The organism is Pseudoflavonifractor gallinarum (assembly GCF_014982855.1).
GTDB classification, from domain to species: Bacteria; Bacillota; Clostridia; order Oscillospirales; family Oscillospiraceae; genus Pseudoflavonifractor_A; species Pseudoflavonifractor_A gallinarum.
This window is the reverse complement of the sequence record NZ_JADCKF010000001.1, coordinates 354,172-367,836: the sequence shown is the minus strand read 5'-3', so window position 1 is coordinate 367,836 and position 13,665 is coordinate 354,172. Positions and strand designations below refer to the sequence as shown.

At 62.7% G+C, this 13,665-nt stretch carries 11 protein-coding genes; 5 read left to right on the top strand and 6 right to left on the bottom strand.

Annotation, left to right across the window (positions count from 1 at the left end):
* Positions 1 to 57: 57 nt before the first annotated feature.
* The 6 genes from INF37_RS01765 to INF37_RS01740 form a co-directional block, all read right to left on the bottom strand.
* Entirely contained in the window at positions 58 to 2,709 is a 2,652-nt protein-coding gene (locus INF37_RS01765) for a translation factor GTPase family protein (RefSeq protein WP_193536007.1), read from the bottom strand.
* A 153-nt stretch (positions 2,710 to 2,862) separates the two neighbouring features.
* Positions 2,863 to 3,156: an ArsR/SmtB family transcription factor gene (locus tag INF37_RS01760; RefSeq protein ID WP_235964128.1), complete on the bottom strand. Its 294-nt coding sequence runs from the start codon at positions 3,154 to 3,156 to the stop codon at positions 2,863 to 2,865.
* On the bottom strand, positions 3,156 to 3,812 hold the full coding sequence (locus tag INF37_RS01755) for a 4Fe-4S binding protein (protein ID WP_193536005.1): 657 nt from the start codon (positions 3,810 to 3,812) through the stop codon (positions 3,156 to 3,158). Before INF37_RS01755 ends, INF37_RS01760 begins: the two co-directional genes overlap by 1 nt.
* Positions 3,809 to 4,012 carry a 4Fe-4S dicluster domain-containing protein gene (locus tag INF37_RS01750; protein ID WP_193536003.1) on the bottom strand — a complete coding sequence of 68 codons (204 nt, stop codon included), beginning with the start codon at positions 4,010 to 4,012 and terminating at the stop codon, positions 3,809 to 3,811. The genes INF37_RS01755 and INF37_RS01750 overlap by 4 nt, the downstream gene beginning before the upstream one ends.
* Positions 4,013 to 4,106: 94 nt before the next feature.
* Positions 4,107 to 6,464: a SpoIIE family protein phosphatase gene (locus INF37_RS01745; RefSeq protein ID WP_193536000.1), complete on the bottom strand. Its 2,358-nt coding sequence runs from the start codon at positions 6,462 to 6,464 to the stop codon at positions 4,107 to 4,109.
* A gap of 231 nt (positions 6,465 to 6,695) precedes the next feature.
* Positions 6,696 to 6,872 carry a rubredoxin gene (locus INF37_RS01740; RefSeq protein WP_408004138.1) on the bottom strand — a complete coding sequence of 59 codons (177 nt, stop codon included), beginning with the start codon at positions 6,870 to 6,872 and terminating at the stop codon, positions 6,696 to 6,698.
* 156 nt (positions 6,873 to 7,028) lie between these two features.
* On the opposite strand from INF37_RS01740, the gene dusB reads away from it, so the two are divergent.
* The 5 genes from dusB to INF37_RS01715 all read left to right on the top strand — a co-directional run bounded on the left by dusB (position 7,029) and on the right by INF37_RS01715 (position 13,590).
* A complete protein-coding gene (dusB, locus tag INF37_RS01735; RefSeq protein ID WP_101692257.1) occupies positions 7,029 to 8,000 on the top strand; it encodes a tRNA dihydrouridine synthase DusB in 972 nt (323 codons plus the stop codon).
* Positions 8,001 to 8,042: 42 nt separating this feature from the next.
* A complete protein-coding gene (locus tag INF37_RS01730) occupies positions 8,043 to 8,639 on the top strand; it encodes an RNA polymerase sigma factor (protein ID WP_193536131.1) in 597 nt (198 codons plus the stop codon).
* 47 nt (positions 8,640 to 8,686) lie between these two features.
* Positions 8,687 to 9,796, top strand: a complete 1,110-nt coding sequence (locus INF37_RS01725) for an anti-sigma factor (protein ID WP_193535998.1) — start codon at positions 8,687 to 8,689, stop codon at positions 9,794 to 9,796.
* Positions 9,797 to 9,997: 201 nt separating this feature from the next.
* A complete protein-coding gene (locus INF37_RS01720) occupies positions 9,998 to 12,076 on the top strand; it encodes an elongation factor G (RefSeq protein ID WP_193535996.1) in 2,079 nt (692 codons plus the stop codon).
* A gap of 170 nt (positions 12,077 to 12,246) precedes the next feature.
* Entirely contained in the window at positions 12,247 to 13,590 is a 1,344-nt protein-coding gene (locus tag INF37_RS01715; protein ID WP_193535994.1) for a butyryl-CoA:acetate CoA-transferase, read from the top strand.
* Positions 13,591 to 13,665 lie beyond the last annotated feature (75 nt).

Here is a 13,665-nt window from a genome sequence, read left to right as displayed (position 1 = left end):
GAGTCAATACCGATGTTTTGCGGCTTAATCCATAGGATGGCCTTCTGTTCGTCCTCTCTATGCCTTCTGTTCTCCACCAAGACGGTACTGGAGCTGGTCCAGCTTCCGGTTCTTTCGGTTGTTTTGTGCGATGAGATCGGCGATCTGCCCCTCCGCCTGTTCGATCTCCATGCGGAACATCCGGGCCGAGACACGCAGGGCTCCGTGTCCCAGGATGATGAGCTGTTCCACACCGTCGGAGGTGGCCACCCGGACCTGGTATTTCCGCCCCAGCTCATAGGTGACCTTTTCGATATAGTTGTCCGCCGTCTCCGCCTCTTTCGTGTACACCACATGGATGTTGTGATACTTAGACACACTGCCGGGATTTCCTTTGACCTTGTAGGCGTCAAAGACCACGATGACCTCACACTTTCGGAAGCCCTGGTAGTTGCTCAGAATATCCATCAGCGCTTTCCGGGCGGCAGACAGGTCCGACCGGGCCAGCTCCTTGAGCTCGTCCCAGGCGTGGATGATGTTGTACCCGTCCACCAGCAGATACTCCGGTCCCCGGTTCTGAGTGCGGACATTATACCGGCTCTCATCCAGGCTGGTGCGGGCTGGGGCCTTGGGCTGGGGACGGAAGGCATCCCGCTCCACCTTTCCGTAGGTCCGCTCATAGATGGCCTGGAGCTCCGCATCCTCCGCAAGAGAGCCGGTATACCGCGCCTCCCGCCGGGGTTGGCTCTCGGATATCTCCGGCTCCTCCTCTCTCCGCATGAGTCCGCTCTCCACATGCATCTGGGCCTTTACTTGATCCCATTTTACCACATATCCCGCACCATGCGTACAGAAAACAGAGTCCGGGGTGTGTTCCACATCCCGCTCCGGGTCATAGCCTATCTCCTCCACTACCTGCTGGGCGTTGTGGCAGGGCTCATAGCCGCTTAGGGTGCAGAAGAGACGGCCCTGGCCCCTGGTATAGGCGGCCACCTCGGCGGCATAGTCCCGCATTCCGGCCACCGGCGCCCGCCCGGTCAGGACGGCATACTCTCCCACGGTCTCCGGGGGCTCCATGGTTCCCCCTCTCCGCTGGAGGTCTGACATGGCCCGTCCCACCTGGGCCGCCGGCACTTCCAGGCGCACGTCGTACCAGGGCTCCAGCAGAATGCTCTCGGCCTCCATGAGGCCCTGGCGCACCGCCCGGTAGGTGGCCTGGCGGAAGTCGCCTCCCTCGGTGTGCTTGGCATGGGACCGGCCCGCCACCAGGGTGATCTTCATATCGGTGATCGGAGAGCCGGTCAAAACCCCCAGATGGACCCGCTCGGCCAGATGGGTGAGCACCAGACGCTGCCAGTTGCGGTCCAGCATGTCCTCGCTGCACGCAGTGGCAAAACACATGCCGCTCCCCCGGGGGCCGGGCTCCAACAGCAGATGGACTTCGGCGTAATGGCGCAGGGGCTCAAAGTGCCCCACTCCCTCCACCGGGGCGGCAATGGTCTCTTTGTAGAGGATGCTCCCCGTGTCAAAGGTCACCGAGAGCCCAAACCGCTCCTCGATGATGGCGCGCAGGATCTCCAGCTGGACCTCTCCCATGAGCTGAAGGTGGATCTCCCGCAGGGACTCGTTCCAGAGGATGTGGAGCTGGGGGTCCTCCTCCTCCAGCTCCCGCAGCCGCCGCAGGGCGGTGTGGGGATCGGCACCCTCGGGCAGGTTGAGCCGGTAGGTGAGTACCGGCTCCAGCATGGGAAGCTGCATGGGCCGGGCGCTCCCCAGACTCTCCCCCGCCCGGGTATGGGTGAGCCCGGTGACGGCGCACACCGTCCCCGCCTCGGCCCGGTCGGTCGTCTGAAAGCGCTCACCAGAGTAGATGCGGATCTGGTCCACCTTCTCCTCCCACGGGGCCTCCCCTCCGGCGTCGCCCGTTCCGCCCGAGAGCAGATCCTTGACCTTCAGGCTGCCTCCCGTGACCTTCAGATAGGTGAGACGCCCCCCCTGGGCGTCCCGGCCGATCTTATAGACCTGGGCCCCAAAGTCCGCCGGATAGTCGGGGATAGGCGCATAGCGCTCCAGGCCCTCCAGGAAGGCCTCCACCCCTTCCAGCCGGAGGGCCGAGCCAAACCAGCAGGGAAAGAGCCTGCGCTCCCGGATCAGGCGACGGATGTCCCCGTCCTCCACGGTTCCGGTCTCCAGATAGCGCTCCAAGGTGGCCTCCTCGCACATGGCGACCTGCTCCTGGAGGGTCTCCCCCTCCCGCTCCTGGGTAAAGTCCACACAGCCGTCGTGCAGCCGCTCCCGGAGCTGGGCCAGGCAGCCCGCCCGGTCGGCTCCGTCCAGGTCCATCTTGTTGACAAAGAGCAGGGTGGGGATATGGTAGCGCTCCAGCAGCTTCCACAGGGTCTGGGTATGGCCCTGTACCCCGTCGGTTCCGCTGATGACCAGAATGGCACAGTCCAGCACCTGGAGGGTGCGCTCCATCTCGCTGGAAAAATCCACATGGCCCGGGGTGTCCAGCAGGGTCACCTCCACGGTAGGCAGGGTGAAGACCGCCTGCTTGGAGAAGATGGTAATGCCCCGCTGCCGCTCCAGGGCGTCGGTGTCCAGAAAAGCGTTCTGATGGTCTACCCGGCCCAGTTTGCGTACCGCTCCACTGACGTAGAGCATCCCCTCTGAGAGGGTGGTCTTGCCCGCGTCCACGTGGGCCAATATGCCAACCACAAGTTTCTTCATATCTGTCATCCTCTGCGCTCGCCTGTATATGAATACAAAACATAAAAATCATAGACAAAAATACCGGCCGGACTTGAACGACAAGGCTCAAGTCCGGCCGGCACGCTCTGTACCTCATAGTCTATCACAAAATAGGCCCCACGCAAAGGGTCCTCAGGGATCGGGACAGTATTCCCGCTTCAGTACGGCCAATACCTCCCGCAGGCGGGGGTCGGCCAGGGAATAGGTCACAAACTGTCCCCGCTTCTCATCCCGCAGCAGTCCCGCTCCCCGCAGGGCGTGAAGGTGCTGGGAGAGGGCCGGCCGGGTGATCCCCGGCACCACCGCAGCCAGTTCCCCCACCCCCTTGGGTCCCTCCAGCAGGGCACAGACCAGGAGAAGACGGTTTTCATTGGCCAGCAGCCGCAGCAGATCGGCTACCTGGCGGGCATGTTCCTCCAGTCCCATCATTCTCCCTCCTGTTCCGTTCCCCGGGAGAGGGTGCAGGCCGTGCAGGAGGCACAGCTTCCGCCGCAGCCAGCCTCTGCCGGACGGCCCGCCCGCAGGCGGGAGATGAGCTGGGTCATGGTCCCCATGGGGCAGAAGACGCACCACCCTCTGGGCTTATAGAGGGCCATCACCACCAGGCCGATCAGCGTGGAGGTGAGCATGAGGCTGTAAAATCCGAAGGCAAATTGGGCCACCCAGGGGGGCACCTCCACCGGATAAGCCCAGGCCCAGGGCACCCGGAAGGTCCACAGCAGCTTGATGCTGGTTCCCAGCGCCCGGTTTCCCGCCCATACCAGCCAGGTCACATAGAGCATGTTGGCGAACATGGCCAGGAAAAACACCAAAAATCCATAGCGGAAGGCCGGATGCTTCATCCACCGGGGCAGAGGCCGGTTGCGGGAGAGCTTGAGCCGGCTGCCCAGCAGGCTGAGGAACTGCCCCCGGTCACAGAAGCGGTTGCAGTACAGCTTTCCCCCGCCAAAGATGGAGATGAGCAGGGGGAGGCTGAAAGAGATCATGCCCAGCCAGGCAAAGAGGATGTTGAACATGCCCAGCCCCAGATAAATGGGGGTCACGATCCAGAGGTAGTCGTACCAGTGCCGCTTCTGTCTCATGCCAGTTCCTCCCGTGCCTTTACATCGATGACCCCCGCGGGACACTCCCCGGCACAGCGGGCGCAGCCCACGCAGCGGTTCCCGTCCACCCGGGCCTCCACACCTTTCCATACCTGGATGGCCCCCACTGGGCAGACCTTCACACAGCTTCCGCAGGCCACACAGCCACGGCCCACCCGGGCCACTCGCTTCGACGGCATTTCCCCATCTCCTTTTATTAAGTATTTTCTTAATTACTTAATAAAATTACCACACCCGTCCCTTCCCTGTCAAGTGGGATTTTCTGTGGGCACACTACTCCGTCCGCCGCTCCAGACGCAGGAGGATGGCGGTGCGGTCATCTCCGCTCCCCACCCGCCGCTGTCCCTCCTCGATCAGGATGCGGGCCAGCTCCTTTGGGCTCTCCCCCTGGAAGGAGCGCAGCCGCTCCCGGAGCCACACATCCCCCTCCCCGCCGGCCACGCCGTCGGAGACCATCAGCACGCAGTCCCCTGGCTCTAGGGAGAAGCGGCTCACATCGGGGGCCGCTCCCTGGACCGGGGAGAGCCCGGCGGGCAGCGTACTGCCTGTAATGCGCTGCACGGTGTTCCCCTTTTTCACATAGGTGGGGGCCGCACCGTATTTGTAGACTGCCGCCGCACCGGTAAAGAGGTCCACCCGCATCAGGTCAATGGTGGTAAAGCCCCCCGTCTCCTCTCCCTGGAGGGCCAGTGCCCCCGATAGGGTGCGCAGGGCCTCCTCCGGCGGCACACCAGCCCGCAGGAACTGCTCCAGCAGGCGCACGGCCTCACTGCTCTCCCGGTGGGCGGAGGGTCCCGAGCCCATGCCGTCGCACAGGAGCACAAAGAGGCTCCCGTCCTCCTGCTTGAACCAAGCCCCGGTGTCTCCCGACACGGTCTCCCCGTCTTTTTTCCGGGCAGCCACGCCCGCCATGGCCATAAAGGGCTCCCGCTCGGCCAGCACCACCCGGTCATGGCGGGGCGGACACTCCTCCACCAGACGCAGGGGCTTATCCATCAGCTGAGCCAGGCGCTTGACTGCCTCCCCCCGCCGGAGGGATTGAAGCCCTACCCCCTCGATCTCGATCCGGAGCCGTCCGGACTCGTCATAGTAGACCGCAGGCTCGGCCTCCAGTCCCATTGCCGTAAAATGCTGGCGCAGCCGTCTCTCCCGGAGGGGATCGGGGGAGAGCTCCGCCGAGAGCTCGCTGGCCGCCGCGCCCAGGGCGGCCGAGAGCTCGGCATACTGGCGGCACACCTCCCCCCGGCTCTCCCGCAGGCGGTTTTGGTACTGCCGGCGGTAAAAGAGAGCGGAAAGCTCCTCATTGGCCGCGGAGAGAAACTGTGCAAACCGCTGGCACCGGCTGGAAAAGTGCAGGGGAAAGTCGCTTCCCTCCCCCCTTCCCCGCTCCAGCATGGCGGGCAGGGCGTCGTTGAGGGCGTTATAGGTGTCCACATAGGAGCGCTGCCAGCACATGATCTGCTGGGGACAGGTCTTGCACACCCGGTTAGCGGCCCGGTCAAAGATAATGGCCGTATCTCCGTCGTTTCCGCCGGAGTGGTCAAAGCGGCTGCGCAGAGAATCGTGGAGCTCCCGAAAGGCCCGGGCTGTCCCCTCCAGGCGCTTTCTGGCATACTCCCGGGCCTTGTCCACCGTATCCCGGCGGGGCTCCCGGACCAGCAGAGCCCGGACCTGGCGCAGGCTCCGCTCCGGCAGGAGGAGAAAGAGCACCGACGCAGCAAAGACCTCGTAGAGTACCGACAGGCGCGCTCCATTCCCCCAGGTCCAGAGCACGGCCACGGCGTTGGAGAGGACATAGGCCAGGGCGGTACACAGCCGCCCCTGGCGGTGAAAGACCCCCGCCATGACCCCGGAGAGCGCATAGGCCATGGAGTAAAAGGGCGCCCCTCCTGCCGCCAGATCCATCCCGATCCCGGTACTGACCCCCACGGTGGCCCCGGCGCCGATGCCGCCCTCATAGGCGCACACCATCACAGCCAGAGCGGCCGCCAGCCGTCCAATGGAGAGGTCTCCCCCCAGTGTGATCTTGGACAAGGTGAGCAGCACCGTTCCCGCCAGAATGAGCAGGCTCACCGTCTGCCGGATGGTGAGGGCGTCCTCCTCCCGGTTCTCCGTCCAGGGGGAGAAGGCGATGCGGTAGAAGTAGGCTGACGCGCCCGCCAGCAGTACCTCAGTCCCAAAAAAGATAAAGTGCTCGGCCGTCCAGCCCCGGTCTGAGAGGTAGATAAACCCGGTGATCCCATTCATCAGCGCGGCGGCGGCCGGCATAAACCACACCTTGCGGTACGCACCGATGTCATAGAAGGCAAAGGCCACCGAGAAGATCAGTATGGCCGCCGCCGCATAGCGCAGCCCCTCCACAAAGCCCTGGAAGAGCAGATACCCCATGCAGGCGCCCAGCAAGGCGCAGAATCCATCCAGTCCCGAGCCCGACGCGGCCACCATGCCCAGGCCAAAGGGCGCATAGTTTCCAAAGATCCCCGCCCCCGCCAAAATGCTTCCCAGGAGGAAGCGCATAGCGCACTCTGCGCCCCGCACCAGAATGGGCGCACGGAGCACCAGGCGTCCGGTCTCCCGCATCTCCTCACTGACCCGGGCTGCCCGGGTTCGGATCGTCTCCTTTGCTGCCATTTCGGTTTCCTCCCTGTCCACAGCGGTCCTGCCGCCATCTTTCGTGTGTCCGTCATTATATCCCAGCTTTTGGAAAAACGCCGTCGGAATGGGGAAGAGAAGTTTGCCCGCTCCACTTTTCCTGTGCTATTTCAGGTCATTTCCCAGTCTCTTTTTCGCTTATCGGTAAAAATCCGCACAAAAAGGACGGCATTCCTCCTGATCGGAACGCCGTCCAAAGGGCTGAATCTCTTATGTCTCCATCGGTGCGAACAATTCTTTCCCCTGGTGGCACCGGGGGCAGGCCCACTCCTCCGGCAAATCGCGAAACCCGGTCCCCGGGGGTACACCCCGGGCGGCGTCTCCCGCCATGGCCTGGTAGACATATCCGCATACCGAGCAGAGATAGGGCCGCATATCGCTGTCCATCCGCATCACCTCCTGGGAGGAGTATGCCCCCCGCGCCCGGGATTCATCCCTTGCCCCCCTTTTCTCCTTATGTTATGATAGTAAGGATTGAGTCGGCCGCCCCTGTGACGCGGCTGACACCAAAGACCTATCGTTTTGATTGAGAGAGGGATCCTTTTGAACATTGGCAGCGTCACCATACCTTCCAAACTGGTCCTGGCCCCCATGGCCGGCGTCACCGATCTGGGCTTCCGCACGGTTTGCCGGGAGCTGAGCGGCTGCTACACCGTCACCGAGATGGTCAGCTCCAAGGCACTCTGCTACCAGGACAAAAAATCCATCCCCCTGCTCAAGCTGGGGGAGATCGAGCATCCCGCCGCCGCCCAGATCTTCGGCAGCGACCCGGCCTGCATGGAACAGGCCGCCGGACTGGCCGCCGAGATCTCGGGCGCCCAGATCATCGACATCAACATGGGCTGTCCGGTCCCCAAGGTGGCTCAGAGCGGGGACGGCTCAGGGCTCATGCGTACCCCGGAGCTGGCCGCCCGGGTGCTGGAGGCCGTGGTCCGCGGCGCGGGCGGACGGCCCGTCACCGTCAAATTCCGTCTGGGCTGGGACAAGGGCTCCATCAACTGTGTGGAGTTTGCCCGCATGATGGAACAGGCCGGCGCGGCGGCGGTGGCTGTCCACGGGCGCACCCGCAAGCAGATGTACGCCGGGGAGGCCAACTGGGACTATATCCGGGCGGTCAAGGAGGCGGTCAGCGTCCCCGTCATCGCCAACGGAGACGTCTTTACGCCGGAGGCCGCCGTGCGCATCCTGCGCTACACCGGCGCGGACATGGCCATGGTGGGCCGGGGTGTGTTTGGTAACCCCTGGCTCCTCCAGCAGTGCGCCGCCGCGCTCGCCGGGGAGGAGATCCCCCCGCTCCCCCCGCTGGCCCAGCGGTGCGATACCGCGGTCCGTCAGTTTGAGATCAATGCCGCCCACAAGGGGGAGAAGGTGGCCTGTCTGGAGGCCCGGCGGCACTATGCCTGGTATCTCAAGGGCGTGCCCTATGCGGGCTATTATAAGGAACAGATCTCCAAAATCTCCACCATGGAGGATATCTACAAGGTCACGGAAGGCATCAAGCGGGACCTGCGCTGACGCGTGTTCCTTCCGTCCGGGAAAGGAGGGGAGCGTGTGTCCATGCAATCGGAAGCGGAACTGGTCAGACTGGCCCGGCAGGGCGACGAGTCTGCCTTCGCCCTTCTGGTGGAACAGAATCAGAGCCGCATCTATAACCTGGCCCTGCGCATGACTCGCAACCCGGACGACGCGGCCGAGTTCACCCAGGAGGCCTTCCTCAACGCCTGGCGGGGCCTCAGTAAATTCCAGGGTGAGAGCTCCTTTTCCACCTGGCTCTACCGTCTGACCTCCAATCTGTGCATCGACTTTCTCCGCCGGGAGAAGCGGCGCAGCGGCCTCTCCATGACGGTCTCTCTGGATGACGAAGAGGAGGGCCGCCAGGCCGATGTGCCCGACGAGCGCTTCTCTCCGGAGCAGAGCGCCGAGCGCCGGGAGGTCCAGGAGCTCATCCGCGCGGGGCTGCGTTCCCTCTCCGAGGAGCACCGCCGGGTGTTGGTCCTGCGGGAGCTGGACGGGCTCTCCTATGCCGAGATCGCCCAGCTTCTTGGGTTGGAGGAGGGAACTGTCAAATCCCGCATCGCCCGGGCCCGTCTGGCCCTGCGAAAATATCTCATTGTCACCGGGAACTTTTCCTCTGCTTCTTCGTCTACTCCTTAAGAACACAATCCCCATCACCCTACTCTATTCCGAAAGGAGGGACCCCTATGCTCACCTGTGACGAGGCTCTGGAGCTCATCAGCGCCTCTCTGGATGGCCCCCTTGCGCCCGATGAGGCGGTGCGTCTGGAGGAGCACCTGAAGATCTGCGCCCCCTGTCGGGCCCTCCGTGCGGATCTGGAGTCCCTCCACGATCAGCTCCCGCTGCTGAATGCCCCGGTACCCGAGGGACTCTCCCAGCGCATCCTGGATCAAATCCACGCCGAGCCCAAGGTGGTCCCGCTGCCCCGGCGGCACGGTCTGCCCCGGCACTGGCGGCAGTGGGCCGCCTCGGCGGCGGTCTTTGCTCTGGTACTCCTGGGGGCCGGCGGAATTGGCCTGGCCCAGATCACCGCGCTGCCCGGAGAGAGCACCCTCTCCTCCCCTTCGCCCACGCCCCAGACGGAGCGTTCCACAATCGGCACCTCTTTGCCCGATGGGTCCGGCTTCCCCTCTGTTTCTGCTCCTGTTTCCACCCCTCCGGCAACGGAGGATACGTCGGAAGATCTGCCCTCGGTATACGCGGCGATCCCGGACGGAAGCGCTTCTTCCGCTCCCCCTTCGGCAGAGCCCTCCCCCACATCCGTTCCCGCCTCTACTCCTGCCCCCGCGCCTGCCCTTTACGGGAGCGAAGAACTTGATTCTTTGCCGGCTGCTCCCAAGTCACAGCCTCAGGCAGATGGGCCGGTCCAGGACGCTCCCGCCTCCTATGGCGCCCAGACCAACTCGGGTACCTCGGACGGGCTGCAGGAGACCATTCAGGAGGCCCTTGTGCTCCTCTATGAAGAGGAATTGGGGGGGCAGGCCGCCTTTACCCGAAGCGCTCTGCCTGAGTCGGAGGCAACCGCTCTTCTGCTCCAGCCCATTCCTGTGACCGAGGAACCCGCTCCGCGGTGCGCCGTACTGATCTACGTAGGCATGACCGCAGAGAAGGAGCTGAAATTTCATCTTCACAGCTATGCGAGCGCAGAACCCCTTCTCTCCGCCCGGGATACTTCCTATCTGTGCTACTATGTCCTCCCGGCAACCGAGACCGTGCGCGTTGAGACGATATCGGAGGCCCAGGCCCAGCAGGAAGATTCTGCGGTCCACACCCTCTGTGACAAAATCGACAATTGAATTTCTCTCAAAAGCAGGTCTGTGCACGTATCGCACAGACCTGCTTTTGCTTGTCTCCCATGGCTTTGCGGCGTTTTGCATTATTTTGATAAAATTCCAGTTGCCAGTATGCTGTTTTTGAGTTATAATGACTAATGTCAGTTGTGACGCTCCATCGGACGCACGGCTGCTCCGATTTTGAACGCAAGGAGAGGAAACCATATGAGCTATTCCGCGCAAAACATCCGCAACATCTGCCTGCTGGGCCATGGCGCCAGCGGCAAGACCACCCTCGCCGAGAACATGCTGTTTTTGACCGGTGGCACCATCCGGATGGGCTCCCCCGCCGATGGCAACACCGTTTGTGATTTTGATCCCGAAGAGATCCGCCGTCAGGTTTCCATCTCCACGGCGGTGGCCCCCGTCGACTATAAGGGCTGTAAGATCAACGTACTGGACACCCCCGGTTATTTTGATTTCTCCGGCGAGGTCATGGAGGCCCTGAGCGTCTCCGGCGCCGCCGTGATCGTCACCCCCTCCAAGGCCGGCCCCCTGAGCGTGGGCACTGAGAAGGCCTGGAACTACTGCGAGGAGCGCCATATGCCCCGCATCCTCTACATCTCCAAGACCGACGAGGAAAACGCGGACTACAACGCCGCCTTCGCCGCCCTGCGGGAACGGTTCGGCAAGAACGTGGCCCCCGTCGTCGCCCCCATCTGGGACGAGAACAAGAAGGTCATCGGCATCATCGACGTCCTCCACAAGCGCGCCTATGAGATGCAGGGCGACAAGCGCGTGGAGATCGAGGTCCCCGAGGATAAGCTCCCCGTGCTGGATGAGCTCTATGACGCTCTGAAGGAGTCGGTGGCTGAGACCAGCGAGGAGTTCATGGACAAGTATTTCTCCGGCGAGGACTTCACCTATGCCGAGATGCTCCAGGGCCTGCGCCAAGGCGTGCGGGACCTGTCCCTCTTCCCGGTGGTCTGCGGTTCTGCCGTGCAGGGCCTGGGCACTCTGATGCTGCTGGACACCGTGGTGGATCTGATCCCCAATCCCCTGGAGGGCTCCGCTGAGCTGGTGGAGAACGCCGACGGCGAGCTGGAGGAGTATGTCCTCTCCGACCGCGCCTATCCCTGTGCCTTTGTCTTCAAGACCACCTCTGACCAGTACGGCAAGTACTCCTATGTCAAGGTGATGTCCGGCAACCTGACCCCCGATATGACCCTGGTGAACGCCCGCACCGGCGAAAACGTCAAGCTGGGCCGCCTGTATATCATGAAGGGCAAGAAGGCCGAAGAGGTCAAGGAGCTGGTCTGCGGCGACATCGGCGCCATCTCCAAGATGGAGGCACTCAAGACCGGCGATACCATCTGTGATGCCCGCAAGGTGGTCAAATTCCCCGCCCTGCCCTTCCCCGAGCCCTGCTACTCGGTGGCCATCGCCCCCAAGACCCGCGGCCAGGAGGACAAGATTGCCGCCGGCCTCACCCGTCTGAACGATGAGGACCTGACCTTCAACTGGTCCAACAACGCCGAGACCCGCCAGATGGTGGTCTCCGGCACCGGCGATATGCAGATGGACGTACTCCTCTCCAAGCTGAAGAACCGCTTCAGCGTCGAGGCTGAGCTCTCCATTCCCCGTGTGGCCTACCGGGAGAAGATCCGCAAGAAGGTGGAGGTCCAGGGCCGCCACAAGAAGCAGTCCGGCGGTCACGGCCAGTTCGGCGACGTCAAGATCCGCTTCGAGCCTGGCGAGCAGGAAGAGCTGGAGTTCTGCGAGGAGGTCTTCGGCGGCGCGGTGCCCAAGAACTACTTCCCCGCCGTGGAGAAGGGCCTGCGCGAGGCCGTCCAGCACGGTGTTCTGGCTGGCTATCCCGTAGTCAACCTGAAGGCCACCCTGTACGATGGATCCTACCACCCGGTGGACTCCTCCGAAATGGCCTTTAAGACGGCGGCCCAGCTGGCCTACAAGGCCGGTCTCCCCGATGCCAATCCCACCATTCTGGAGCCCATCGGCGAGCTGAAGGTCACCATTCCCGACAGCTACATGGGTGACATCATTGGCGACCTGAACAAGCGCCGCGGACGTGTCATGGGCATGAATCCCGACGGCAAGGGCAATCAGGTGGTGGAGGCCGAGGTCCCCATGGCCGAGATGATGACTTATGCCATCGACCTGCGCTCTCTCACCCAGAGCCGCGGCTCCTTCACCTTCCACTTTGTCCGCTACGAGGAGGCGCCCCCTGTGGCCCAGCAGAAGGCCATTGAGGCGGCTAAGGCTATCCAGGAGCTGGACAGCTGATCCATAAAAGCACTGACCCCCCGGCGAAAGCCGGGGGGTCTTTCTTTGGATAAAACTTCTGACTTTCTCCCCTTCTTCTACTTGTATCTTTGTCGGAAAGGTGCTATAATAGTACCACTAGATTGTTAAAATTCTAACAATATAAATTTTACAATACGAGGTGTCAGACGATGAATTATCGGGAGCAGTATCAGAGCAAGCTGACCACGCCGGAAGAGGCGGTCAAGGTCGTGCAGTCGGGCGACTGGATCGATTACGGCTGGTGTGCCATTACCCCCGAGGCTCTGGATCAGGCGCTGGCAGCCCGCTATCAGGAGCTCTATGATGTCAAGGTGCGCGGCGGCGTCCTGTTCCACAAGCCCGCTATCATGTCGGTTCCCGACGTGGCGGAGCATTTTACCTGGAATTCCTGGCATATGTCCGGTGTGGAACGCAAGATGATCGCCGAGGGCGCCACCTTCTATGCTCCCATGCGCTATTCCGAGCTGCCCCGCTTCTACCGGGAAAATGTGGCTCCCATCCATGTGGCCATGTTCCAGGTCTCTCCCATGGACAGCCAGGGCTACTTTACCTTTGGCCCCAGCGCCTCCCATCTCCAGGCCGTCTGTGAGCGCTCGGAGATCATCATTGTGGAGGTCAACCCCAACATCCCCCGCTGCCTGGGCGGTATGGAAAACAGCATCCACGTAGACCAGGTCTCCATGATCGTGGAGCAGGAATCCCCCATTGGCCAGCTGCCCGCCGGCGGCCCGGCCACCCCGGTGGATGAGGTGGTCGCCCGTCTCATCGTGGAGGAGATCCCCAATGGCGCCTGCCTCCAGCTGGGCATCGGCGGCATGCCCAATGCGGTGGGCTCCCTCATCGCTCAGTCCGATCTGAAGGACCTGGGCGTCCACACCGAGATGTACGTGGACGGCTTTGTAGACATGGCCATGGCCGGCAAGCTGACCGGTGCCAAAAAGCCCATTGACCGCTTCCGTCAGGCCTATGCCTTTGCTGCCGGCAGCCAGAAGCTGTACGACTACCTCAACGACAACCCCGCCTGCATGGCCGCTCCGGTCAGCTACACCAACGACGTGCGGGTGGTAGCCCAGCTGGACAACTTCATGTCCATCAACAACGCGGTGGATGTGGACCTCTTCGGCCAGGTCAATGCCGAGAGCGCCGGGACCAAGCACATCAGCGGCGCCGGCGGTCAGCTGGACTTTGTGATGGGTGCCTACCTCTCCAAGGGCGGTAAGAGCTTCATCTGCTGCTCCTCCACCTTCATGAACAAAAAGACCGGTCAGCTGGAGAGCCGCATCAAGCCCACGCTGGATAACGGCTCCATCGTCACCGATACCCGCGCCAACACCCACTTCCTGGTCACCGAGTACGGCAAGGTGAATCTGAAGGGCACCTCCACGTGGGAGCGCGCCGAGAAGATCATCTCCATCGCTCACCCGGATTTCCGGGATCAGCTCATCTCCGATGCCGCCAAGATGGGCATTTGGAGACGCTCCAACAAGCGCTGATTCAACCATTGGAACAGACGCCGCAGCCAGTAGGCTGCGGCGTCTGTTTTTACGTTCCCCTTGACAAACGGCATA

What these genes read in the sequence shown, in the direction of transcription:
- INF37_RS01765 (WP_193536007.1), bottom strand. Translation starts at nt 2,709, where the DNA reads ATGAAGAAACTTGTGGTTGGCATATTGGCCCACGTGGACGCGGGCAAG.
- INF37_RS01760 (WP_235964128.1), bottom strand. Translation starts at nt 3,156, where the DNA reads ATGGGACTGGAGGAACATGCCCGCCAGGTAGCCGATCTGCTGCGGCTG.
- INF37_RS01755 (WP_193536005.1), bottom strand. Translation starts at nt 3,812, where the DNA reads ATGAGACAGAAGCGGCACTGGTACGACTACCTCTGGATCGTGACCCCC.
- INF37_RS01750 (WP_193536003.1), bottom strand. Translation starts at nt 4,012, where the DNA reads ATGCCGTCGAAGCGAGTGGCCCGGGTGGGCCGTGGCTGTGTGGCCTGC.
- INF37_RS01745 (WP_193536000.1), bottom strand. Translation starts at nt 6,464, where the DNA reads ATGGCAGCAAAGGAGACGATCCGAACCCGGGCAGCCCGGGTCAGTGAG.
- INF37_RS01740 (WP_408004138.1), bottom strand. Translation starts at nt 6,872, where the DNA reads ATGGACAGCGATATGCGGCCCTATCTCTGCTCGGTATGCGGATATGTC.
- INF37_RS01730 (WP_193536131.1), top strand. Translation starts at nt 8,043, where the DNA reads ATGCAATCGGAAGCGGAACTGGTCAGACTGGCCCGGCAGGGCGACGAG.
- INF37_RS01725 (WP_193535998.1), top strand. Translation starts at nt 8,687, where the DNA reads ATGCTCACCTGTGACGAGGCTCTGGAGCTCATCAGCGCCTCTCTGGAT.
- INF37_RS01720 (WP_193535996.1), top strand. Translation starts at nt 9,998, where the DNA reads ATGAGCTATTCCGCGCAAAACATCCGCAACATCTGCCTGCTGGGCCAT.
- INF37_RS01715 (WP_193535994.1), top strand. Translation starts at nt 12,247, where the DNA reads ATGAATTATCGGGAGCAGTATCAGAGCAAGCTGACCACGCCGGAAGAG.